The organism is Pseudomonas imperatae (assembly GCF_057128625.1).
In genome coordinates this window covers 174,601-196,980 of sequence record NZ_JBSKHP010000006.1, presented here as the reverse complement: position 1 = coordinate 196,980, position 22,380 = coordinate 174,601, and the positions used below count along the sequence as shown (strand labels likewise).

Genomic DNA, 22,380 nt, shown 5'->3' with positions numbered 1-22,380 from the left:
CCCGGAGCACGGCGCACTCTATCGTTGCCCACCGCAGGAATGGTCATGACCAGCAGTGCCCGAGTGTTATTGATCGCAGGCCCGGAGACGAAGCGTACCCCGGCGTTTGACCGGGCAATGGGACTGGCCAGGGCCATGGGGTTGCCTTTGCATATAATGGCAATCGACTTCTTCGAGGCGTTGATGCTAGCTGGCTACTTGGACAGTGAACACGTGGAGCGGGCTTGCAACGCCTACGTGGACAGTCATCGGCAGTGGCTTGACGAGCAGGCCCACGCCTCTCGCCACCTAGGCATTACGACCACTGTGGAGGTGGTGTGGACGCGTGACGCCTTCGAGGCCGTGCGGGAGTTCGTGATCCAAAATCCCGTAGCAATGATCATTAAGGATGCCCACCCGGAAGCGCTGGTACGCCGTATATTCTATTCGCCCCTGGATTGGCGCCTGTTGCGCGACTTGCCCACGCCAGTGCATCTGGTTACCGGCCCAGGGGCTGCTGTGCCCAAGCATATCGCGGCCTGCATCGACCTGCTGCGCAGCGAAGCGCAGGACGTTGATTTTAACGACCACATTGTCACGGCGGCCGTAAAGCTGGCCGAGCAGTGCGATGCACAATTGCAGTTGCTGCATGTGTTTGATTGGTCGGCCGCTTTCATGGCTGATGCAGGCATGAGCGGCATGCCCTTGGATACGGGCCTCTATACCGTGCTCAGTCAGGCTCAGCACCAGGCCTTTCAAGCATTGGCTGACCGGCACGGGGTGCCCGAGGACCGGCGATATTTTCTCGATGGCCTGCCGGTGCAAAGCATCGACGATTTTGTCGCGGCCAAGAGGATCGACGCGTTGGTGATCGGCACGCTGCGCCAGCACGGAATCAAACGTCGGATTGGCAGCACTGCTGAACGATTGCTGGCCGAGGCCCCCTGCAGCTTGCTGGCGGTAAAGCCCGATGAGGTGAGTGGCTGGAACGAATTGATCGCTTGACCACACGAGTGCCTAGGCAGGCCACATACGGCGAGGGCAGTACCATGCACCTGACATTTCTCGGGGCGGCAGGAACCGTCACTGGCAGCAAGTACCTCCTGGAGGATGAAGGCCGCTACCTATTGGTCGATTGTGGGCTGTTCCAGGGTTACAAACAGTTACGCCTGCACAACCGGGAGCCACTGCCGCTTCCGGCCAGCGGGCTGCAGGCGGTCGTGCTAACCCATGCGCATCTGGATCACAGTGGCTACCTGCCACTGCTTGTGCGCAATGGCTATCGGGGGCCGGTGTATGCGACGGAGGCAACGTGTGAGCTGGCCCGGATTCTGTTGCCCGACAGTGGCCGACTACAAGAAGAAGAAGCGGAATATGCCAATCACCATCACTACAGCCGCCATCATCCGGCATTGCCGTTGTACACCGAGCAGGATGCGCATCGTGCGCTGCGCCAGCTTCGCCCGATCAGTTGCCATCACCCTGTGCAGGTAATGCCCGGGGTCAGCTTGCTGTTGCGCAGCGCTGGGCACATCCTTGGGGCGGCGACTGCGCAGTTGACCGTGCACGGACAGACATTGGTATTCTCCGGCGACCTGGGGCGTGCCGACGATCCGGTGATGCGGGCGCCGGAGCCGATAGTACAGGCTGATTACCTCCTGGTGGAGTCCACTTACGGCGACCGCCGTCACCCGCCTGACGCAGCGCTGCAACAACTGGCGCAGGTCGTCACCCAGACAGCATTGCGCGGAGGCATCACCTTGGTACCGTCCTTCGCCGTCGGCCGTGCGCAACTGCTGATGTATCACCTGTATCGGCTTAAGGCCACCGGTGCGATCCCCGATCTGCCCATCTATTTGAATAGCCCGATGGCTACCGACGTTACCCAGTTGTATCAACGCTTCTGCCGAGAGCACCGTTTAAGTGCACAGGACTGTGCCGGGATGTGCCATGTCGCGCGCCTGATCAAGACCGTCCCCGAGGCGATGGCCCTGGAGCGGCTGCGTACCCCCGCGGTGATCATTGCCGCCAGCGGCATGGCAACGGGAGGGCGTGTGTTGCATCATCTTAAGCAACTGGCCCCGGACCCGCGCAACACGCTGCTGTTCCCCGGCTTTCAAGCCGGCGGCACACGCGGCGCGCAAATCGTTGCGGGAGCACCTTCGGTACGCATACACGGCACTGAGGTGCCCATTCGCGCCGAAGTCGTCACGATGCAGTCGATGTCAGCCCACGCCGACGCTGATCAAATCATGCGGTGGCTTGGTGGTTTTGCCACGCCACCGCGGCATACTTATGTGGTGCACGGCGAACCTGCAGCCAGCGATACCTTGCGCCGGCGTATCAGCCTCGAGCTTGGCTGGTCTGTGTCGGTTCCCGAATACCGCGACTGCGTGGACTTGAATATCCAGCACGATGACCCTCAGGGTACAAGTACTATCGCGCCGTTGACCTGACCTGAGCGCAGGTTGGCCAAGGCCTGATTGGCTTGGCTCAATGCCATGGGCGTCACATCACAGTGCACAGGACTGTGCTCCAGGGTCTTGAAAAATGCCGCGCCGTCTTCACGGGTCAGGTTAGCGACTGACCGTACGCTGCGTTCGCCCCATAGCAGGCGGTAAGGGAATGTTGGAATGTCACTCATGTGGATGCCTGCGCAGACCACACAGCCGCCTTTGCTTGTCGAGCGCAATGCCTGCGGGACCAGTGCGCCGACCGGTGCGAAGATCACGCTGGCTTCCAGCAGCTGAGGAGGGACCTGGTCAGAGGCGCCCGCCCACACGGCGCCCAGTGAACGGGCATAAGCTTGACCTAGTGTGTCGCCCGGCCGGGTGAACGCATAGACGTGCTGACCACGGCTGCGGGCCACCTGGATGGCCAGGTGCGCCGCAGCGCCGAAACCATAGAGCCCCAAATGTTGCGCAGGTTGTGCCATCTGCAGCGCACGAAAGCCGATCAAGCCGGCGCACAGTAAGGGCGCCGCTTGCACCGGAGATAGGCTGTCGGGCAAGGGAAAGCAGAAACGCCAGTCAGCTACGGTATACTCAGCGTAGCCGCCATCGAGCTGGCAGCCGGTGAAGCGCGCCTCATCGCATAGATTCTCCCGGCCCGAGCGGCAGAAGGCGCACGTTCCACACGTCTCGCCCAACCAAGGCACCCCCACCCGCCGACCGATCCAGCGAGGGTGTACCTTAGCTCCCACCGCGATCACTTCGCCAACGATCTCATGCCCCGGGATCCGTGGCAGCACGGCTTGGGGCAATTCACCGTCTACCAGATGTAGGTCGGTTCGACACACCCCGCAGGCCTGGACTTTTATCAATAATTGGTGGACCCCAGGCGTTGGGGTAGGGTACACCACCTGCTCCAGTGCTGTTCCGGCGACCTTCAGGACCATGGCGTTCATCGTCGCGCTGGTCACGGCTTACTCCTGCGGCGGGCGACGACAGCCCACCACTTGCTGCTTGAGAGCTTCCATATCGTTGACCCGTACCTCGCGGCCGTTGATCTCCACCAATCCCTGGTCCCGCAGATGGGCAATGCTGCGGCATACCGTTTCCAGGCGCAGCCCCAGATAGGAAGCGATTTCTTCGCGGCGCATTTTTAGCACGAATAGGCGGGACGAGTAGCCGCGCGAACTCAGGCGCTGGGACAAGTTGAGCAGAAAGGCGGCCAAACGTTCATCAGCGCTCATGTTGCCAAGCATCATCAGCATTTCATGATCACGTGCGATTTCTTGGCCGAGGACTCGATGCAAATTGTGCTGCAGGGAGGGTAGTTCGCAGGCCAGCTTCTCCAGCTGAGTAAAGGGCAGCGGGCATACTTCACTGTCCTCCAGCGCCCAGGCACAGCAGGTGTGCCGTTCGCTGCCGATGGCATCCAGGCCCATGATTTCGCCAGGTAGCTGGAATCCGGTAACCTGCTCCCGGGCATCCAGGGACAACAGCGTGGTTTTGAAGGAGCCGATCCTGACGGCAAATAGAGCATGCAACGGATCGCCAACTAAGAACAACGAGCCACCCCGCCTGACCTTAAGGCGCTGGGCAATCAAGGTATCCAGCCGCTCGACCTCCACACCGTTCAGTCCGATGGGTACACACAGTTCGAGAACGCTACAGTTCGAGCAGGCCGCCTTGAGGTAGTGAGCCGACAGACTACGGATTTGGGCCATCAGCGTCACTCCGAGAGCAGCCAGTCGACCATTATAAAACCAACTGCCGACCTCTGGGCTCCGCTGGTCTCAGCGCTAATTGCACGCGACCAGCGGCAGTGCGTCGAAGACGGCGTCAGTGGCGTTTCCAGTATTTCTGCATTTCCAAAAATAGGAACGACGCGGTCCAGGTGATCAGCACCAGCCCCGTCAAGGCTTCCAATCCGGTCAAGTACTTTAGCGGGCCTAGAGGGGCGACGTCGCCAAAGCCGATGGTGGTGTAGGTGGTAAAGGAAAAATAAGCACAATCCATGAGCGACCCGTCGAAATTGCCGGTAAGTGTGCCCCAACGACCGCTGCGGGCCATCAGGAAGTAGACCATGGCGAAGCACCAGACCTCCAGGACGTGGGCGAGCATCGCGCCGCACACCCCCAGGGCCAATCGAAAATGTCCCCAGAGATTGAGATGGGTCAGTGCGTCGTTGAGCCGCAGCAGGCATTCGTAATGGATGACCACGGCAAGCATCACCACCAGGGCGTTGATCAGCGTGACTGTTAACATCGCGATTGTCTCCGGCGGGAGGGTAGGGCGTCATCACGTACCGTAACTCTAGCCAGTGTGGCAGCCGTGCAGGGTGGACGCTTGAGCGATGTCAAAGACCCGCGACAGTTTGATTCAAGTCAAACCGGCGTTGGTGAATAGGGCGATGCTGTCCCTCAGCAAATCGGAGAGGGCAGACCATGAAACTGATGGAATGGCGCGATCACGGTCAATCGACTGCGGCCCAGCCCTTACCCCTGCGGCGTTCTTGGCTGCGCGAAGGGCTGATCTTGCTGTCGATCCCGCTGACGCTGGTCATTGGCTACGCCAGCGTTTTTCATTTCGCAGCACACGCGATGACCCAACTGGTCACCGACTGTACGGCACGTCTGGAGGCGGAGCTGTTCAGCGCCGACCTGGTGCCTACCGACTCAACCGTTTCCGCCGACCTATGCAATTGCCTGGCCCGCACACTGTTGGACAAAAATGGCATCTTACGCCTGGCGTTGGTGGATGTTCACCGCTATGACCCTATGGCGCTACAACCGTTGACCGACGTAGAAGAGGGCGCCTGCGTCGACCAGTGGTGGCGGCCATGATCGGGCCGTGGGTATGACTCGCTCGCCTAGGCCTGCATTATTGGTATGCAACGCCGGGTCTGCAACGCTCAAGCTCAGCTTTTACAACCTCGCACTGCCGATACCCACGCAAATAGCGCAAGGGCTGGTCATACGCGCGAGCGGCGCCACGCGTCTGCAGGCAATGACAGAACCCTTGGCGCCGATTATCAACACCGTGTGGCCAACGGACGCTACGGGTATTTCTGGTACGGTACAGCGCGTGTTGGACTGGGCCGAACGTAGCGTCGGGCTGAAGGTACAGGCTGCCACGCACCGAATCGTCCACGGTGGCGACCGCCGTGAGGTAGCCGTGTGGGCCGATGAATCGGTGATTGCAGAGCTCCAGGCGCTAACCCCTTGGGCGCCGTTGCATCAGCCCTTGGGCTTGGCCCCTTTGAAACACCTGGCGCGGTGCCGACCGACTATGCCACAGATGGCCTGCTTCGATACGGCGTTCCACCAGACACTTGACCCCTTGGAGCGGCCTTTTGGCTTACCACGCGCCTTGCTGCTGGAAGGCGTAAGGCGCTACGGCTTTCATGGATTGTCGTACGAGTACATTGCCACGGCGTTGGCTGAGCTCGATCCAGATGCCGCTGAAGCACGCACGTTGGTTGCTCACCTAGGCCAAGGAGCCAGCGTATGTGCGTTGAATCGCGGAGTGAGCCGGGCAACCTCAATGGGATTTTCCACCCTGGACGGTCTGATCATGGGCACCCGCTGTGGGCGCTTGGACCCCGGCGTGCTGCTTTACCTGCTGCGGGAACACAGAATGACGCCGGCAGCAATCGAGCATTTGCTATACCACGACAGTGGGGTGCTGGGGCTTTCTGGAGGGTTATCCAGCGATATGCGAGTCCTGGCTGCTCATGACCACCCTTGGGCGAGGGAGGCTGTGGCGGTGTTCGTACGCAGCGTGGTCAAGGAAATTGGTGCCCTGGCAGCAGCAGTGGGCGGCATTGACACCCTCGTGTTAACGGGAGGCGTAGGCGAGCACCTAGCTTCGGTACGCGAGTCGATCTTGCGCGACTGCGCCTGGTTAGGACTGCAGGCCTTGGCGCCGCAGCCCGTTCAAGTAACCGCCCAGGCGGCTCGGTTATCGCGGCCTGGCAGCAAAGTGAGTGCCTGGGTTATTCCCACGGATGAAAACTTCGTCATGGCCAGGCACAGCTTGGCGTTGCTGTCCGCGTCCAGGCCTCTGCCCCCCATCAATCAGGAGCATTGATCATGCCGACCGTTAATATCGTTTGCGGAGATTTTCATCCGGGGCCATCTGCCTTTGATGGCCATTGTTTGACTCTGCAGCCTTTGGATCTGGATAAACCGTTGCTTAGCGTCGCCTGTTCCCATCTGACGGAGGTCGAATGCGTGGGGTGTGAGGATAGCCTGTCACTGGCAAGTGCGCTGATGTGGGGTGGTGCCGGTCTGTTGCTAATGGGCCCGCTGGGCGCGCTGCTGGGGGTGGCATTGTGCGGAAGGCGAACCGAAGTCACGTTCAAGGCGCGCTTGCGGGATGGACGGGCCTTCGTAGCCGTGGCCAGTGCCCGTACCTTTCGACGCGTGTGTTCCAGCCAGGGTGCCAGGTCGAATATGTCGACGGCCCGTCTGGAACGGTCCAGATAAAAAGATCACGCGTCGGAGGCTTCAGGCGATCAGCAGATGATTGTCGACGTGCTCTACTCCAGGGGCTGCCCAAGCGGCATGCTCGGCCGCTTTGCGCTCCCGCCAGAGGTGCACGTAGCCATCGAGTCTGACTGACTTGTCTTGTACGTCAACCCTGATGTGGCGGTGGTCCAACTCGGCATTGCGTTGCAGCGCCGCCTCAATCTGTGCCTTGATATCCGGGGCCTGATTCGCCGGGCGGCCCCCTATCCGATTGTCGATCCCGGAAACACCTGCGAGGGTCCGTACCGCGCGTTCGGCGGTGTGTTTTTGATGGTGCCAGGGTACCTCGCCCTGCAGCGTCACCCAGCCGTGCTGAACTTTGACTTGGATGCGGTCATCCGGCAGGTTCGCATTCCAGCGAATGAGATCCAGGCAGCGGGCTGCGATTTCGTCGTCGGCAGGCGTTTCGTCATCGACAGAACGTACTTCGAGCTCCTCGGCAATGGCCTTGACGCCCTTGATGCTTTGCACCGCGCGTTCGGCAATCAGTTTTTGACCATAGGTCGGTACGTGGCCGGTGAGGCTGACCACTCCATCCTCGACCGCCACGCCAATTGTCTGGGCTGGGAGCTGAGGACAGTATTCGAGTTCATCCAGAACGGCGCAGCGTAACTCCAAATCGTTCATGAGAGGGCTCCTGTCAGTGATGGCGGGTCTAGCCAGCCCTCTCGCCGCTCAGAACGAGAGGGCTGAAGGCTCAGCCTTTCTGGATCGCGATGGTTTTTTCCGATTTGATCGCCTCCGGTTTCTTCGGCAGCGAGATGCTCAGCAAGCCTTTGCTAAAGCGTGCCTGAACATTTTCCGGGTCCACCCCTTGGGGCAGGCTGAACAGCCGCTCAAAACTGCCATAGTGGCGTTCGGAAAGGTGGTACCCCTTATGCTGCTCATCTTTTTCGGCTTTTTTCTCTCCGCGAATGATCAGTTGCTGGTCGGTCAACTTGATCTCAATGTTTTTTTCGTCCATGCCAGGTAGTTCGGCGGTGATTTCGTAACTCATTGCCAGCTCGCGAATGTCGACGGCGGGCTCCCGGCCCGCCATCCACTCGTAGCGGAAAAAAGGATCGCCGTCGAAAGGACTACGGCGCAGAGAGAAGAAATTTCCGCTTAGGCCAAAGTCCTCGAATAGGCGGTCCACTTGGTTGCGCAAGCGATCCAGGGGCCGCCAAAGCTCACGGGCAGGCAGTTGCTGGGTTGCCGCCGGGCGGACCGGCATTTTTTTTACTGAATTGGACATGGTGGCGCCTCCTTCTGTGGATGGAAGTACACCTGTATCGTCATCCAACTACCCTGCGTAGGTTTGATCCAGATCAGACACAGCATGAACGGTCATGGGTTTAATCGCCTCAAGTGCTTTGCGGGCAATCGGCAAATCGTTCAGCAAGCGACCCCGCGCCGGTGGTACAGGCGTGTCAACTGGCCAGCTATGGAGGTGTGAGATGACCCGCCCATTGCGTTTATTGTTTCTGGCGTGCGCCACAGCCACTCCAGGCTACGGTCTGGATTTCGCGAGCGATTTGGCGCTGGCACTGAAGGCCCCGCTGCATGTGGCCTATTTTACCGATCCACAGGCAGCCGATGCTCACTCGGCGGGTCCTGACCCGACTGTGGTGCCGGTAGGCGACTCTCTGGGCCAGTGCCTCGACCGGCAAGCTGCGAGGCTCAGGAGCAAAGGGCTGGACGTCATTACCGAATGCGTGGCAGCGCGAATGAGTGCGCCGCACTGCGTCGCCTATGCGCAGTGCATCCAGGCCGACATCATCATCAAAGAATTGACGAGGCGAGCCCAGACCCTGTCGCCGATGGACTGGGAGCTGCTAAGCCAGAGCCCGGTATCGGTGATGTACATCCAGCCAGACGTCCAGAGAGTCGGGGGCAAATTACTTGCGGCGGTAGATGTTGAGTTGCCTGTACGCCAGCAGGACAATGGAAACAACGCCATCATCGGGATCGCTCAGTATTTGGCTAACGCTCTGGAGGGATCACTGGACGTGGTCAGTGTTTACGACAGTGCGGCGCACAGCGCTGCAACCGCCAGCTACGAGACGCGGCAACAGGCTTTCTTCGCATTGGCCGCCCAGCATGACATCGCTCCCGCGCACCGTCATTTTCTGGCCGGGACGCCTGCGAGCGCGGTGCATGCCTACTTGCAGCGGAGCCATTTTGACTTATTGGTGATCGCGTCTGCCAATCACGCCACCCACGCAGGCGCCATTGGGACCATTGCGGAAGGCCTACTCAAACATGCACCTTGTAGTGTCTTGGTCATGAAGCGGTCTTGCCTGCAAACGGCGGTTGGACGGGGTAAGCCTGATGACGCGGTCGAGGCACAGCGATCCGCTGATGCAGGAAGTGATGTCGCTTGAACGCTGCCCAGGATCGCAAGCGCGCACCAGCCATGCAGGCCCCTCCTTCCGAAGAAAAGTAAGGCTCATACGGTTGGGGCTGGCGTTGCAAACATAGAACTCGCTTACCTGGAACGCACCTTGCGTATGCCCCTTCGCGCCGGGAGGGGCAATGCGACCCCGATTCATGGACAGTCACCATATTTCATTGGGCGTGAGCCGGGCATCACGGCACCGCTGATGCTGGCAGAAACTCGATCTTCGACTCAAAAGAGGTGTGAAATTGCTGCCTGATGGTTCGCACAATAGCCCGGAGTAGCGCAGGCTGCTCGCCCTCGGTCAACCACCCTAGACTACTCGCCTACCGTGAGCGTCGACAGACCTAACCCGCTGCGACTCAACAGTCTAAACTCAGCCTTTAGGGCGTCAATCCGACACGTCCGCCGCGGCGTTATTGCGCAACCGGTCCAGATAGTCGGCCCACTGCTGGGCGGCTTCGCGCCGCTGCACCAGCAGTTGCGCACGGGCATACACGGCGCCCAGCGCGCCTGGCATGCGGTGTGACAGCGACAGCTCCAGCACGATGGGGTCGATGCCCAGGTGTTCATGGGCGATGGTGCGGTAGGTGGCACGAAAGCCGTGGGCGGTGATGTCGTACTCCGGCCAGATCTTCTGAAACGACTTGAGCATGGAGGTCGGGTTGATCGGCCGGCCGGGATAGACCGGCGAGTCGAAGACCCAGCCGTTGCCTTCATCATCCACCACGCGCGTCTTGCGCAGCTGGCGCAGCACCACCAGGGCCTGCTCGGGCAAGGGCACGATGTGCTTGCTGCGGTCCAGGTGCTTGGTTTTGCTGACCACATAACGCCAGTCGGCGCCGACCAGGTCGACGTCCTCCCAGCGCATCTTGACCAGCTCGCCGGGACGCACCGGCAGCATCACCAGCAGGCGCATGGCCGCTGCCACGGCGCCGGTGCTGCGCTCGTCGAGGCGCAGCAAAAAACGGCCGAGGTCCGCCGGCCGCTCGATCGCCGGGTTGCTGGTCACCACATGGCGAATCTTCAGTTCCTCGATGTTGCTCAGCGCCACGTTGCGCTCGACCCAGCCGCGCCCTTCGGCAAATCCCAGCACCGCGCGGATGATGGTGCGCACTCGGCGTGCCATGGCCATGATGCGCTGGCGGCGCAGCTCGGTGAGGATGGCGGTGATGTGCTCGAGCTTGATCTCGCTGACCGGCTTGTCGCCGATGCGCGGCAGGACGTGATTATTGAGCGCACCGGTGAACCCCGAGACGGATTTGGTCACCAGTTCCGCAGACTTGAAGTTCAGCCACTGCTCGGCGACGTAGCGGAAGGTGCGCGCCTCGTTGAGTAACTGGGCCTCGAGCTTGGCCGTCTTTGCCTTGAGCGGGGCGATATGGTTGGCCACGTCGCGTCGCGCCGCGCGGGCGATGTCGCGGGCTTCCTTGAGGCCAATGTCCGGATAGCGGCCGACGGCAAACAGGTTTTCCTTGCCGTGCAGGCGGTACTTGAGCCGCCAGTACTTGGACGCCGGCTTGCCGGCTTTCAGCGAGGTCTTCACCTGGAGGAACAGGCCGGGGACTTCGCCATCGGCGTATTTGCCCGATTGGTCCACCGAGCGGACGAAGGCGTCGCTGAGTTTGCGCCGAAAAGCGGGGGGGCTGTCAGGGGGCATTTGCTGGGGGTACCGTTTTCGTAAAATGAACAGTTACCCTAAATATACCCCCAGAGGTCTTGGAAATCAGTGGATTTGGACGGACGGCAGTGGACAGCTTTTAGCGCTAAATTATTGTTTTATAACAAATTTATGGAAGTCAGTGGAACTCGATCACAAACTATCGGGGTCCCCGAAGAACATCTGAATCCGCGACCTCAACCACCGCTCCCCCGGATCATTATCCTGCGCCCCCCGCCACGCCATGTGCAGCTCGAACCCCGGCATCTCCAGCGGCATGTCTTCAGCCCGCACGCCACCGGCCGCGGTCAGCGCCTCGGCGGTGTAGTCCGGTACCGTGGCGACAATGTCTGTCCCGGCCAGCAAGGTGCTCAAGCCGTTGAACTGCGGCACCGCCAGCACTACGTGGCGCTTGCGGTCGAGTTTTTCCAGTTCGGTGTCGATGAAGCCGCTGAGGTCGCCGGCGAACGACACCAGTGCGTGGGGGCGGGCGCAGAAGTCGTCGAGGCTGATGGGGCCGGGCATGGTGTCGGCGCGCAGCAGCCGGGGGCGGCTGCGGCGCAGCACTTTGCGCTTGGCGTTGGCCGGCAGGTCGCTGGTGTAGCTGACGGCGATGGAGATTTCGCCCGAGGCCAGCAGCGGCGGGGCGAGAATGTAGTTGACGCGGCGAATCACCAGGACGATGCCCGGGGCTTCGGCGCGCAGCCGCTTGAGCAGCGGCGGCAGCAGGGCGAATTCGACGTCGTCGGACAGGCCGATGCGGAACACCGCGGTGCTGGTGGCCGGGTCGAATTCCGAGGCGCGGCTGACGGCGGTGGAGATGGAGTCCAGGGCCGGCGACAGCAGGGCGAAGATTTCCACGGCCCGTGCCGAGGGCTCCATGCTGCGCCCGGTGCGCACGAACAGCGGGTCGTCGAACAGCCCGCGCAGGCGCGACAGCGCGGCGCTGATGGCGGGTTGGCCGAGGAACAGTTTTTCGGCGGCGCGGGTCACGCTGCGCTCGTGCATCAGCGTTTCGAAGACGATCAGCAGGTTGAGGTCGACGCGGCGCAGGTCGTTTCGATTCATCGGGCTCGCTTCAATGCAAGGGTGACAAATGGTTCATGCATGAATCTTACGGGCAAAGGCTGTTAATCTGCACGGGTAAATTCAGTTTTGCCTGGCGCGCAAGTCATCGCGCAATCAATGTCAGGCATGTCGACTATTAATGGCCACGGGTGGTCTAACCGGTAAAGCCCGGATAGAGTTCATGGCATTAGAGGTTAAAAAGGCGAGGTTTGCGATGTCCCGCACGATCCGTTTTCACAAGTTTGGCCCGGCCGAAGTGCTCAAGTGCGAAGAGCATGCGGCCGCCTTGCCCGGCCCGGGCGAAGTGCAGGTGCGCGTCGAAGCCATCGGCATCAGCTGGTATGACGTGCTCTGGCGCCAGAACCTGGCCCCGTCCCAGGCACGTCTGCCCGCAGGCCTTGGCCACGAGATGGCCGGCGTGGTGACAGCGGTCGGCAGCGGCGTCGAAGGCTTCGCGGTGGGCGACAAGGTCGCCAGCTTCCCGGCCGAGAGCCCCAACCAGTACCCGGTGTACGGCGAGGTTATCGTGCTGCCGGCGCTGGCCCTGACGCGTTACCCCGATGTGCTCACGCCGGTCGAAGCGGCGGTGCACTACACGCCGTACCTGATCGCGTCGTTTGCCTATACCGAGCTGGCCCGTGCCAAGCCGGGGCAGACCGCGCTGGTCACTGACGCCAGCCATTGCGCCGGCCCGTCCTTCGTGCAGCTGGGCAACGCCCTGGGCCTGAAGGTGATTGCCGCCACCAAGTCCGCCGACGAGCGTGAGTACCTGCTGTCGCTGGGCGCCAGCAAGGTCATCGTCACCGAAGAGCAGGACCTGTTGATGGCCATCAACAAGTACACCGACAACCGCGGCGTGGACATGGTGCTGGACGGCCTGGGCGGCCCGCAGATGTCGATCCTGGGTGATGTGCTGGCGCCGCGTGGCAGCCTGATTCTGTACGGCCTGCAGGGCGGCAACCAGACCCCGTTCCCGGCATGTGCGGCGTTCCAGAAGAACATCCAGTTCTACGTGCACTGCCTGGGCAACTTCACCGGCAAGCCCGAACTGGGCATCAGCCAGGACCAGGCGGCGTTGCAGCGTGCGCTGCGCGAGATCAACCAGCTGACCGCAGACCGCGTGCTGGTGCCGCAGATCACCCGGGTGTTCGCCTTCGAGCAGTTCGTGGAGGCGCACAAGTTGATGGACGAGTGCCCGTGCGGCGGGCGGATTGCGTTGAGCCTCGCCTGAGTAACCACTCCACCCGTAGCAGCGGCCGAAGGCCGCGTCATGAGCGCCCCGGGCTCGGCTTGGGTTTATGGGGCGCCCTCGAGATCGAGCGCCGTCCGCACGGCGCGACGCAGCCTGGCGGCAGCATCTACATTTGTTGCACCGTGCCATGGCCTGGGCCATAGGCGTTGCCAGCCTGGTTTGTTTGTCTGGGGATGGGGGTTGGGTTGAAAATCCTTCCCAAATAACCGCCAGATCCTTCCGTAACTTCCTCCGAAATTTCCTACAAATTTGCCTCTGGCGGTTGCGCGAGCCCTCTAGGCTGGCGCTTGTGCCGTGGGTGCCTTGCCATACCTGGCATCTGCACTGGTTTTTGCGCTTTTACTGTCACTGTTTTTCCCCCAGCCACCCCACCTACCATCTCGAGGGTCAATCACCACTCCACTTATCGGTGTCATGCGTGTCAATTCATCACGTCAGCGTCATTCATCGCGAAGCCATGAACGGCATTTACCAGCAGGTGCTGGAGCGCTTGCTGGCGCACTTCACCCACGCCCAGCGGGCCGCGTTGCAGTTGCTGGTGCAACGCATTGGTGTGGCCGCCGGCGGGCTGGACCGGCTGTCGCAGTTCAAGGTGCTGGTGGCCCACGGCGGCGGCAGCACCAGCGGCCAGTGCCTGGCCATGGTGCGCGCGGCGCAGCTGAGCCTGGCGGTGCGCTACCCGGCGACCTTCCTGCTGCGGGTGGCCACCTACCGGCACTCGGGCATGGGCGACGAGGTGATGGCCAACATCGAGCGCGGCTATGGCGCGTTGTCGTTGCACGACGACCCGCGGGTGGAGCTGCTGGTAGTGGATGACCAGCAGGTACAGCCCTACGACCCGCTGGCACCGCTGTCCGCCGCCACGCGCCTGCGCAACCGCACGGATTTCCTGGTGGCCGGGCACCTGGGCGGTGGGCAGGGCCGGGTCGGCCTGTGCCATGGCTGCTACCTGGGCCGTGCCGACTTCTACCAGCGCGCCATGGCCTGGAACGGCGGCGTGCATGCATTGGTCTGCGGCCAGCCGCCCGGGCGCCGGCGCCGCTACCTGGCCTGGGGGCTGCACGCCGCGCGCCAGGCCGGCCTCGGCGTGGCGGAAGCTCCACAGGACAAGGGCGAGGCGGCCCTGGAGGTCATTGCCCTGGTGGGCGAAGCGTTCCACCGGCAGTTGTACGGGGAAAAACTGGTGACCCGACGCCTGCCACGGTCGCGGCGCAAGGCACTGGTGTGTCGGGTGGACATGCACGACCTGCTGGCCGCCGCGCCCCAGGAGCACTGGCGCCTGCTGGTGGAGTTCCTGGGCTTCCGCTTTTCCGCCCTGGCCATGGGCTTCAGTGAGACGGCGTGCGCCAACCCGCTGCTGATGGCGCATCTGCGCGGCCTGGGCGCGGAAAAATTGCAGCAGCGCAGCTATGGCGAAGGGGTCGCGGAATACCTCGCGGCCGCGCGCCAACTGATGCTGCGCAAGGGCTCGCCGGGGCACCTGGTGGACCTGATGCTGTCGGCCTACGACGACCCGCACAAGCTGCAGGAGCGCCGGGCGCTGGCCGAGGAGCATGGGCGGGCCGCGTACCAGGTGGAGGACCTGCAACTGGTGTGCATGCTGCATGCGCCTTTCGTCGACAGCGGCCGGCACCTGGCGACCTACCTGCAGCGGTGCCACCCGCGGCGGGTCGACAGCCTGGCCACGCTGCACCAGGTGCTGCAGGGCACCCGCAACGACGAGCGTCTTGGCCGCTGGCTGGCTGACACCAGTGGCCTGCCGATCGTGGCGCTGCGCCGCTTGTATGGCCAGCGCAGCGCCTGTGGGCCCGGGCCGCAGACCCTGATTGCGCGCCTGCGGGCGAGTGATCCGGACGGCGCCCGGGTGCCGACGCTGGACCCGGTCACCGGGACAACTTCACTGGAACGGGTGTGTGGCCGCTGATGACCATCAAATCTCTGCAGGGTTTTGCCTACCAGGCGGTGTACCGCTACCTGTCGGCGCTGGTGGATGCCGGCGAGCCGGGGGTGCCGTTCAAGCTGCCGTCGCTGCGCTCGCTGGCCGGGCGCCTGGGTGTGTCGGTGTCCACTATCCAGTACGCCTACACGCTGCTGGAAAACGAGGACCGGGTGTACGCCCTGGCCAAGTCCGGCTATTACGCACGGCCACCGGCCCGGGCCATCCCGGCCAAGGACGGCAGCGACCTGCTGCAGCGCATCCAGGCCGAGCACCGCCGCCAGGTGGGCAGCCAGGCAGCCCTGCTTGCCCTGGACGTGCCATTGCTGCGCCTGGAGCGCCAGGTGCAGCGCCAGTACGGCAACCTGCCGGCACCGGCCTGGCACCCCTGCGGCGACCCGGAGCTGCGCCGCGCCCTGGCCGCGCGCTATACCCAGGGCCCGCGCCATGCCTGGCACGGTGACCATGTGTATCTGGGCAACGACCTGCGCGGGTTGCTGGACATCCTGTTCGAGGCGCTGGTGCTGGCCGATGAGCCGGTGCTGGTGGCCTCGCCCTGTTGCCCGCTGATCCTGCAGGCGTTGCGCCTGGCCAAGGCGCGAATCATTGAGCTGCCGCTGGCCGACGATGGCCGCCTGGACCTGAACTGCGTGCGCGAGCACCTGGATGCCGTGCCGGTGCGCCTGCTGGTGATGGACGCCGGCTTCAGCAGCGTGCAGGGCTCGCGCATGCCGGCCGCCGACCTTGACAGCCTGGCGCTGCTGTTGACCCGCTACGACGTGTGGCTGCTGGAGAACGACGTGCAGGGCGCCCTGGGCTTCGAGCCGGGGCGCAGCCTGCGCGAATCCATGGCGGCCCAGCGGGTGCTGGTGATCGGTTCCCTGGAACCCTGGCTGGGCGCCGAAGCGCCGTTTGCCTACCTGCTGGCGGCTGGGGCGGCGCGGGCCCTGGTCACCGCGTTCCAGCGGCGCGCCATGCGCCTGCCGCCGCTGCGCCAGAAAGCCGTGGCACGCCTGCTGGACCAGGGCGTGCTCGACGACCACCTGCCGGCGTTGCGCATGCACCTGCAGCAACAGCTGTGGCGCCTGGACCGCCAGGTGCGCAACCGCCTGGGTCGCTACCTGATGGCCGTGCAGGCGGCGGGCGGCACTGGCCTGTGGCTGCGCAGCCGATTTCCGCTGGACATGCGCCGGGTGTTCGAACGCCTGCTGGCCCAAGGGCACGTGGTGGAACCGGGGCCGCTGTTCAGTGCCCATGGGTTGCACGACCGCTACCTGCGCATCAACGCCCTGGGCCTGGACAACGAGGGCTTGCAGGCGCTGATGAAGGCCTTGGCCGAGGCGTTTGGCGAGGAGCGCAAGCGGCTGGAGACCGCCAGCCCCTGAACCGGCCACCGGTCCAAAAGGCTTTGCCAAAAGGGTGGGTCTGTATGTATAACCAGTGCCTTTCTCCTCGGCACTTGTACTGATCGTGACCCCCGGCAACCTCGACGACCCGTTCTACTACCTCATCAACTTCCAGCGCGTGCTGGACTGGCTGGGGCGGCGCTACGCCGACCTGCTGGACGACGAGGAGCAGCGTTTCCTCGACGGCTTCGCGCAGTTGCCGCGCGGCGCCCAGGCGCTGCTGGTGCGCATGGTGATGCGCAAGGGCCCGCTGTACCGGGCCAGCAAGCTGGTGTACGGCGAGATCGGCCCGACCCGTGAGGCGGTGCAGCCGCTGTTGCAGGCCGGCTGGGTGGACAGTGGCGCGCCATTGTCGCTGGCCCAGCTGTTCGAGGTGCTGCAGAAGACCGAGCTGCTGGCGCTGTTCAAGGGGCAGGTCAGCCGTGCGTCCCTGCGCAAGGAGCAGATGCTCGCGGAGCTGCTGGACGCAGCGCCAGCGCCCCAGCCGTTCGCCGCCTGGTGCCCGAATTTGGACGACCAGGTCTATTCCCTCCCGGTGCGGCCGCTGTGTGACCGCCTGCGCCTGCTGTTCTTCGGCAACCTGCGCCAGGACTGGTCGGAGTTCGTGCTGGACGACCTGGGCATCTACCGCTATGAACAGGTGGAGCTGGACCCGGCCTCGCGCGGCCTGCAGAGCCGCGCCGACATCGACTTCTGCCTCGAGCTGCAAGGCTGCCGCCAGGCGCTGGAGGAGGGCGGCCTGCTGGAACCACTGCTGCTGCGCATCGCCGCCCTGAATAGCGCCAACCCCTGGCTGCAGGGCCGTCGTGACCGGCTGCTGTTCGCCGTGGGCCAGCAATGCGAGCGCCAGGGCCTGATGGAGCATGCCCTGGCCATTTATACCCAGTGCGCCTACCCCGGTGCCCGGGCCAGGCGGGTGCGGGTGCTGGAATTGTGCGAGCAGTACCAACAGGCCCTGGCGTTGGCCGAAAGCGCCCTGGCAGCGCCGGAAAGCGCTGCCGAAGCCCAACAGATTCCCCGCGTGCTCCCGCGCCTGCGGCGCAAGCTGGGGCTGCCGGCCCTGCCCAAGGCGCCGAAGGCGGCGGTCAACGAATGGCAACTGGCGTTGCCGCAGCAGCCCGACCTCAGCGTCGAGCAGCGGGTGGCGCTGCACCTGCATCAGCCCGAGGCGCCAGTGCATTTCGTGGAGAACAGCCTGATCAACTCGCTGTTCGGCCTGCTGTGCTGGCCGGCCATCTTCGCGGCGTTGCCGGGGGCCTTCTTTCACCCGTTCCAGAGCGGCCCCACCGACCTGCACCAGCCCGACTTCCGCCAGCGCCGCGCGACGCTGTTTGAAGCCTGCCTGGCGCAGCTGCATGACGGCCGCTACCAGGACAGCATCCGCGCCTGCTACCGCGACAAGTGGGGGCTGGCGTCGCCGTTCGTGTACTGGCATGCGCTCACCGAAGAGCTGCTGGAGCTGGCCCTGCGCTGCCTGCCCGCCACGCACCTGCAGCACTGCTTCGAACGGTTGCTGCAGGACATCGCCGCTAACCGCGCCGGCATGCCCGACCTGATCCAGTTCTGGCCCGAGGAGGGCCGCTACCAGATGATCGAGGTCAAGGGGCCGGGCGACCGCCTGCAGGACAACCAGCTGCGCTGGCTGGACTTCTGCGCCCGCCACCAGATGCCGGTGCAGGTCTGCTACGTGCAGTGGGCGCAGCCGTGATCTACCGCATCGCCGTGCGCGCCCTGTGCGAATTCACCGCCAAGCTGGGCGACCTGGACCTGCGCTTCACGCCGTCGCCTACCGCCCAGGAAGGCATGGCCGGCCACCGCCGGGTCACGGCCGGGCGCGGCGCGGGCTACCAGAGTGAAGTGGCGCTTGAGGGCGAATACGAAGAGCTGCGCGTGCGCGGCCGCGCCGACGGCTATGACCCGGCGCGCAACCGCCTGGAAGAGATCAAGACCCACCGCGGCGACCTGGAACGACAGCCCGCCAACCACCGCCACCTGCACTGGGCCCAGGCCCGGGTGTACGGCTGGCTGCTGTGCCAACGCGACGGGCTGGCGCAGCTCAACCTGGCGCTGGTGTACCTGGACGTCGACAGCGACCGCCAGACCCTGATCGAGGAATGCTGGCAGGCGGCAGAGCTGGAGGCGTTCTTCCACCAGCAGTGCGCGCTGTTCCTCGACTGGGCGCGCGCGGAGATGCTGCGCGCCGCCGAACGCGACCAGGCCCTGCGCGAGCTGAAATTCCCCCATGGCGACTTCCGCCTGGGCCAGCGCGACCTGGCCGAGACCGTCTACAAGGCCGTCAGCACTGGGCGCTGCTTGATGGCCCAGGCCACCACCGGCATCGGCAAGACTCTGGGCACGCTGTTCCCGCTGCTCAAGGCGCTGGTGCCGCAGCAGCTGGACAAGATCTTCTTCCTCACCGCGAAAACCCCAGGCCGCCAGCTGGCCCTGGAGGCGCTGCGGCAGGTGGGCGACAGTGCCCCGAACCTGCCCTTGCGCAGCCTGGAACTGGTGGCGCGGGACAAGGCCTGCGAGCACCTGGACAAGGCCTGTCATGGCGACTCCTGCCCGTTGGCCAAGGGCTTCTACGACCGCTTGCCCGCCGCCCGCGCCGCCGCGGTCAAGGTGCGCCTGCAAGACCAGCAGGCCGTGCGCGAGGTGGCGCTGGCCCATCAGGTGTGCCCGTATTACCTGAGCCAGGAGCTGGCGCGTTGGGCCGACGTGGTGATCGGCGACTACAACTATTACTTCGACCTCAATGCCTTGCTGTTCGGCCTGGCCCAGGCCAACCAGTGGCGCCTGGCGCTGCTGGCCGACGAGGCGCACAACCTGGTGGACCGCACGCGCGGCATGTACAGCGCCAGCCTCGACCAATACCACCTGGGCGCGCTGCGCCGCGACCCACCGGCGGCGTTGAAAAACCCGCTGCAGCGCCTCAACCGCGAATGGAACGCGCTGTACAAGGACCAGCTGGGGCCCTATCAGGCCTACGCGCACCTGCCGGACAAGTTCGTGATGGCGCTGCTGCGCTGCGTCAGCGCCATCGGCGACCTGTTCAACGAGCAGCCCGAAGGCCTGGACCGCGCGTGGCTGGACTTCTACTTCGACGCGCTGCAGTTCACTCGCGTGGCCGAGCTGTACGGCGAGCACTACGTGTTCGACATCCAGCAACGCGAAGGGGCAGGGCGGCGGCGCCAGGCGCAGCTGAACCTGCGCAACGTGGTACCAGCGCCGCTCAGCGGCCCGCGGCTGGCGGCGGCGCGCAGTGCCGTGCTGTTTTCCGCCACCTTGAGTCCGCGGCGCTATTTTGCCGACCTGCTGGGCCTGCCGGCGGACTGCGCGTGGATCGACGTGCAGTCGCCGTTCAGCGCCGAGCAGTTGCAGGTGCGCATCGTCGACAGCATCTCCACGCGCTTCAACCACCGCAAGGCGTCCCTGGCGCCCATCGCCGACCTGATCGCCGAGCAGTTCGCCCGCCAGCCGGGCAACTACCTGGCGTTTTTCAGCAGCTTCGACTACCTGCAGCAGGTGGCCGAGGTGCTGGCCGAGCGGCACCCGCAGGTGCCGTTGTGGTTGCAGGGGCGCAAGATGGACGAAGCGCAGCGGCGCGATTTTCTCGCGCAGTTCAGCGACCACAGCCAGGGCGTGGGCTTTGCCGTGCTGGGCGGCGCCTTTGGCGAGGGCATCGACCTGCCGGGCAAGCGCCTGATTGGCGCCTTTATCGCCACCCTGGGGCTGGCCCAGCTCAACCCGGTGAACGAGCAGTTGAAGGCGCGCATGGGCGAGATCTTCGGCGCCGGCTACGACTACACCTACCTGTACCCTGGGTTGCATAAAGTGGTGCAGGCGGCAGGGCGGGTGATCCGTGGGCAGGAGGATCGCGGGGTGGTGATGTTGATTGATGACCGCTTCAGCGAGGGACGGGTGAAGGCGTTGTTGCCGCAATGGTGGCAGGTCAACTGAACCGGTGGGGGCTGCCAATGTGTCAATTTTCATGCGGGGTGGGGATCGAACCCGTCGCGTCGAGGTCAAACTGCCAGTAAACTGACCCCACGTGTCCCCGATTTCCCTTTTCCGAGGTTATGCATGAAGCTCAGTCCATTGGCGGGTAAGCCAGCTCCAGCCAGCGTGCTGGTCGATATTCCGCGACTGGTGACCGCCTACTACACGGTCCAGCCCGACCCCGCCGAGTCCACCCAGCGCGTAGCGTTCGGCACCTCCGGCCACCGTGGCAGTTCCTTTGATGCAAGCTTCAACGAATGGCATGTGCTGGCTATCAGCCAGGCCATCTGCCTGTACCGCCAGGCCCAGGGTATCGACGGCCCGCTGTACCTGGGCGCCGACACCCACGCGCTGTCCACCCCGGCCGCCGCCAGCGCCCTGGAAGTGCTGGCCGCCAACGGCGTGCAGGTGATGATCTCGCACAATGACGAGTACACCCCGACACCGGCCGTGTCCCACGCCATCCTGTGCTACAACAAGGGCCGCACCCAGGGCCTGGCCGACGGCATCGTCATCACCCCGTCGCACAACCCGCCGCAAAGCGGTGGCTTCAAGTACAACCCGCCCAACGGCGGCCCGGCTGACAGCCACGTGACCAAGTGGATCGAGGCCAAGGCCAACGAACTGCTGGCCGACGGCCTCAAGGGCGTCAAGCGCATCAGCCACGAGCAGGCACTGAAGGCCGGCACCACCCACCGCCACGACTACCTCAACACCTACGTGGCGGACCTGGGCAACGTCATCGACCTGGACGCCATCCGTGGCGCCGGCCTGCGCCTGGGCGTCGACCCGCTGGGCGGCGCCGGGGTCAACTACTGGTCGGCCATTGCCGAGCAGTACAAGCTCAACCTCGACGTGGTCAACACCCACGTCGACCCTACGTTCCGCTTCATGTGCGTGGACTGGGACGGCCAGATCCGCATGGACCCGTCCTCGCCCTACGCGATGCAGGGCCTGATCGGCCTCAAGGACCGTTTCGACGTGGCCTTCGCCTGCGACCCGGACCACGACCGCCACGGCATCGTCACCCCGAACGGCGGCCTGCTGGCGCCGAACAACTACCTGGCCGTCGCCATCGACTACCTGTTCCAGAACCGCCCGCAGTGGCGCGCCGACGCTGCCGTGGGCAAGACCGTGGTCAGCAGCGGCCTGATCGACCGCGTCACCGCGCGCCTGGGCCGTCGCCTGTACGAAGTGCCGGTGGGCTTCAAGTACTTCGCCGATGGCCTGTTCGACGGCTCGCTGGGCTTCGGCGGTGAAGAAAGCGCCGGTGCTTCGTTCCTGCGTCGCGACGGCAGCGTCTGGGCCACCGACAAGGACGGCCTGATCCCGGCCCTGCTGGCCGCGGAAATCACCGCGCGCACCGGCCGCAACCCGGGCCTGGCCTACCAGGAACTGACCCGCGACCTGGGCGAACCGTTCGCCACCCGCGTCGAGGCCAAGGCCAGCCCTGCGCAGAAAGCCGCGCTGGGCAAGCTGTCGCCTGCGCAGGTCAAGTCCACCGAACTGGCGGGCGAGAAGATCGAGCAGATCCTCAGCCACGCGCCGGGCAACGACCAGGCCATCGGCGGCCTGAAGGTGATGACCGCCAACGGCTGGTTCGCCGCGCGGCCGTCGGGCACCGAGGACATCTACAAGATCTACGCCGAAAGCTTTGTCGACGAGGCGCACCTGCAGCGCCTGGTCGGCGAGGCGCAGGTGCTGGTAGACGCTGCCATCAGCTGATA

General features: G+C 64.2%; 18 protein-coding genes. 11 read left to right on the top strand and 7 right to left on the bottom strand.

Annotated features, from left to right (window positions below):
* The first annotated feature begins 45 nt into the window (after window positions 1-45).
* Both ACWKWX_RS10150 and ACWKWX_RS10145 read left to right on the top strand, forming a co-directional pair.
* Window positions 46-984 carry a universal stress protein gene (locus tag ACWKWX_RS10150; RefSeq protein WP_457362384.1) on the top strand — a complete coding sequence of 313 codons (939 nt, stop codon included), beginning with the start codon at window positions 46-48 and terminating at the stop codon, window positions 982-984.
* A 44-nt stretch (window positions 985-1,028) separates the two neighbouring features.
* The gene (locus ACWKWX_RS10145) at window positions 1,029-2,435 is read left to right on the top strand and encodes an MBL fold metallo-hydrolase RNA specificity domain-containing protein (RefSeq protein WP_483827689.1); all 1,407 of its coding nucleotides are present in this window, start codon (window positions 1,029-1,031) and stop codon (window positions 2,433-2,435) included.
* On the opposite strand, the gene ACWKWX_RS10140 is transcribed toward ACWKWX_RS10145, so the two are convergent.
* From ACWKWX_RS10140 to ACWKWX_RS10130, 3 genes are all read right to left on the bottom strand, one after another.
* Complete coding sequence (locus tag ACWKWX_RS10140) at window positions 2,402-3,385, bottom strand: zinc-dependent alcohol dehydrogenase family protein (protein WP_483827738.1); 984 nt, start codon at window positions 3,383-3,385, stop codon at window positions 2,402-2,404. The genes ACWKWX_RS10145 and ACWKWX_RS10140 overlap by 34 nt on opposite strands.
* 18 nt (window positions 3,386-3,403) lie before the next feature.
* Window positions 3,404-4,150, bottom strand: a complete 747-nt coding sequence (locus ACWKWX_RS10135) for a helix-turn-helix domain-containing protein (protein ID WP_483827688.1) — start codon at window positions 4,148-4,150, stop codon at window positions 3,404-3,406.
* Between the two features lie 115 nt (window positions 4,151-4,265).
* A complete protein-coding gene (locus tag ACWKWX_RS10130; RefSeq protein WP_457362387.1) occupies window positions 4,266-4,691 on the bottom strand; it encodes a potassium channel family protein in 426 nt (141 codons plus the stop codon).
* A gap of 179 nt (window positions 4,692-4,870) precedes the next feature.
* On the opposite strand from ACWKWX_RS10130, the gene ACWKWX_RS10125 reads away from it, so the two are divergent.
* The gene (locus tag ACWKWX_RS10125) at window positions 4,871-5,269 is read left to right on the top strand and encodes a hypothetical protein (protein ID WP_483827687.1); all 399 of its coding nucleotides are present in this window, start codon (window positions 4,871-4,873) and stop codon (window positions 5,267-5,269) included.
* A 13-nt stretch (window positions 5,270-5,282) separates the two neighbouring features.
* On the top strand, window positions 5,283-6,515 hold the full coding sequence (locus ACWKWX_RS10120) for an acetate/propionate family kinase (RefSeq protein WP_483827737.1): 1,233 nt from the start codon (window positions 5,283-5,285) through the stop codon (window positions 6,513-6,515).
* A 419-nt stretch (window positions 6,516-6,934) separates the two neighbouring features.
* Here the strand turns inward: ACWKWX_RS10120 and ACWKWX_RS10115 are convergent, their stop codons facing one another.
* Together ACWKWX_RS10115 and ACWKWX_RS10110 are read right to left on the bottom strand one after the other, a co-directional pair.
* Entirely contained in the window at window positions 6,935-7,582 is a 648-nt protein-coding gene (locus tag ACWKWX_RS10115; RefSeq protein ID WP_483827686.1) for a BON domain-containing protein, read from the bottom strand.
* Between the two features lie 70 nt (window positions 7,583-7,652).
* On the bottom strand, window positions 7,653-8,189 hold the full coding sequence (locus tag ACWKWX_RS10110; RefSeq protein ID WP_483827685.1) for an Hsp20/alpha crystallin family protein: 537 nt from the start codon (window positions 8,187-8,189) through the stop codon (window positions 7,653-7,655).
* Window positions 8,190-8,391: 202 nt separating this feature from the next.
* Here ACWKWX_RS10110 and ACWKWX_RS10105 point away from each other — a divergent pair, with 202 nt between their 5' ends.
* Complete coding sequence (locus tag ACWKWX_RS10105; RefSeq protein ID WP_483827684.1) at window positions 8,392-9,318, top strand: universal stress protein; 927 nt, start codon at window positions 8,392-8,394, stop codon at window positions 9,316-9,318.
* 405 nt (window positions 9,319-9,723) lie between these two features.
* On the opposite strand, the gene ACWKWX_RS10100 is transcribed toward ACWKWX_RS10105, so the two are convergent.
* Together ACWKWX_RS10100 and ACWKWX_RS10095 are read right to left on the bottom strand one after the other, a co-directional pair.
* Window positions 9,724-10,992 (bottom strand): tyrosine-type recombinase/integrase, encoded by a 1,269-nt coding sequence (locus ACWKWX_RS10100; RefSeq protein ID WP_483827683.1) that lies wholly within the window; start codon window positions 10,990-10,992, stop codon window positions 9,724-9,726.
* A gap of 153 nt (window positions 10,993-11,145) precedes the next feature.
* Complete coding sequence (locus ACWKWX_RS10095; RefSeq protein ID WP_416424182.1) at window positions 11,146-12,060, bottom strand: LysR family transcriptional regulator; 915 nt, start codon at window positions 12,058-12,060, stop codon at window positions 11,146-11,148.
* 214 nt (window positions 12,061-12,274) lie between these two features.
* Here ACWKWX_RS10095 and ACWKWX_RS10090 point away from each other — a divergent pair, with 214 nt between their 5' ends.
* From ACWKWX_RS10090 to pgm, 6 genes are all read left to right on the top strand, one after another.
* On the top strand, window positions 12,275-13,291 hold the full coding sequence (locus tag ACWKWX_RS10090; protein WP_473006637.1) for a zinc-dependent alcohol dehydrogenase family protein: 1,017 nt from the start codon (window positions 12,275-12,277) through the stop codon (window positions 13,289-13,291).
* A 439-nt stretch (window positions 13,292-13,730) separates the two neighbouring features.
* Window positions 13,731-15,236 (top strand): hypothetical protein, encoded by a 1,506-nt coding sequence (locus ACWKWX_RS10085; protein WP_483827682.1) that lies wholly within the window; start codon window positions 13,731-13,733, stop codon window positions 15,234-15,236.
* Complete coding sequence (locus ACWKWX_RS10080; protein WP_483827681.1) at window positions 15,236-16,633, top strand: GntR family transcriptional regulator; 1,398 nt, start codon at window positions 15,236-15,238, stop codon at window positions 16,631-16,633. The genes ACWKWX_RS10085 and ACWKWX_RS10080 overlap by 1 nt, the downstream gene beginning before the upstream one ends.
* An 85-nt stretch (window positions 16,634-16,718) precedes the next feature.
* The gene (locus ACWKWX_RS10075) at window positions 16,719-18,362 is read left to right on the top strand and encodes a VRR-NUC domain-containing protein (protein WP_483827736.1); all 1,644 of its coding nucleotides are present in this window, start codon (window positions 16,719-16,721) and stop codon (window positions 18,360-18,362) included.
* Window positions 18,359-20,614 carry an ATP-dependent DNA helicase gene (locus tag ACWKWX_RS10070; RefSeq protein ID WP_483827680.1) on the top strand — a complete coding sequence of 752 codons (2,256 nt, stop codon included), beginning with the start codon at window positions 18,359-18,361 and terminating at the stop codon, window positions 20,612-20,614. The genes ACWKWX_RS10075 and ACWKWX_RS10070 overlap by 4 nt, the downstream gene beginning before the upstream one ends.
* 123 nt (window positions 20,615-20,737) lie before the next feature.
* A complete protein-coding gene (pgm, locus tag ACWKWX_RS10065; protein WP_483827679.1) occupies window positions 20,738-22,378 on the top strand; it encodes a phosphoglucomutase (alpha-D-glucose-1,6-bisphosphate-dependent) in 1,641 nt (546 codons plus the stop codon).
* The last annotated feature ends 2 nt before the right edge of the window (window positions 22,379-22,380 follow it).

Excerpts from the sequence above, each read along its gene's own strand:
- ACWKWX_RS10145 (WP_483827689.1), top strand. The coding sequence starts at position 1,029 with ATGCACCTGACATTTCTCGGGGCGGCAGGAACCGTCACTGGCAGCAAG.
- ACWKWX_RS10120 (WP_483827737.1), top strand. The coding sequence starts at position 5,283 with ATGACTCGCTCGCCTAGGCCTGCATTATTGGTATGCAACGCCGGGTCT.
- ACWKWX_RS10115 (WP_483827686.1), bottom strand. The coding sequence starts at position 7,582 with ATGAACGATTTGGAGTTACGCTGCGCCGTTCTGGATGAACTCGAATAC.
- ACWKWX_RS10140 (WP_483827738.1), bottom strand. The coding sequence starts at position 3,385 with ATGAACGCCATGGTCCTGAAGGTCGCCGGAACAGCACTGGAGCAGGTG.
- ACWKWX_RS10125 (WP_483827687.1), top strand. The coding sequence starts at position 4,871 with ATGAAACTGATGGAATGGCGCGATCACGGTCAATCGACTGCGGCCCAG.
- ACWKWX_RS10130 (WP_457362387.1), bottom strand. The coding sequence starts at position 4,691 with ATGTTAACAGTCACGCTGATCAACGCCCTGGTGGTGATGCTTGCCGTG.
- ACWKWX_RS10080 (WP_483827681.1), top strand. The coding sequence starts at position 15,236 with ATGACCATCAAATCTCTGCAGGGTTTTGCCTACCAGGCGGTGTACCGC.
- ACWKWX_RS10110 (WP_483827685.1), bottom strand. The coding sequence starts at position 8,189 with ATGTCCAATTCAGTAAAAAAAATGCCGGTCCGCCCGGCGGCAACCCAG.
- ACWKWX_RS10150 (WP_457362384.1), top strand. The coding sequence starts at position 46 with ATGACCAGCAGTGCCCGAGTGTTATTGATCGCAGGCCCGGAGACGAAG.
- ACWKWX_RS10100 (WP_483827683.1), bottom strand. The coding sequence starts at position 10,992 with ATGCCCCCTGACAGCCCCCCCGCTTTTCGGCGCAAACTCAGCGACGCC.
- ACWKWX_RS10105 (WP_483827684.1), top strand. The coding sequence starts at position 8,392 with ATGACCCGCCCATTGCGTTTATTGTTTCTGGCGTGCGCCACAGCCACT.
- ACWKWX_RS10095 (WP_416424182.1), bottom strand. The coding sequence starts at position 12,060 with ATGAATCGAAACGACCTGCGCCGCGTCGACCTCAACCTGCTGATCGTC.
- ACWKWX_RS10135 (WP_483827688.1), bottom strand. The coding sequence starts at position 4,150 with ATGGCCCAAATCCGTAGTCTGTCGGCTCACTACCTCAAGGCGGCCTGC.
- pgm (WP_483827679.1), top strand. The coding sequence starts at position 20,738 with ATGAAGCTCAGTCCATTGGCGGGTAAGCCAGCTCCAGCCAGCGTGCTG.
- ACWKWX_RS10090 (WP_473006637.1), top strand. The coding sequence starts at position 12,275 with ATGTCCCGCACGATCCGTTTTCACAAGTTTGGCCCGGCCGAAGTGCTC.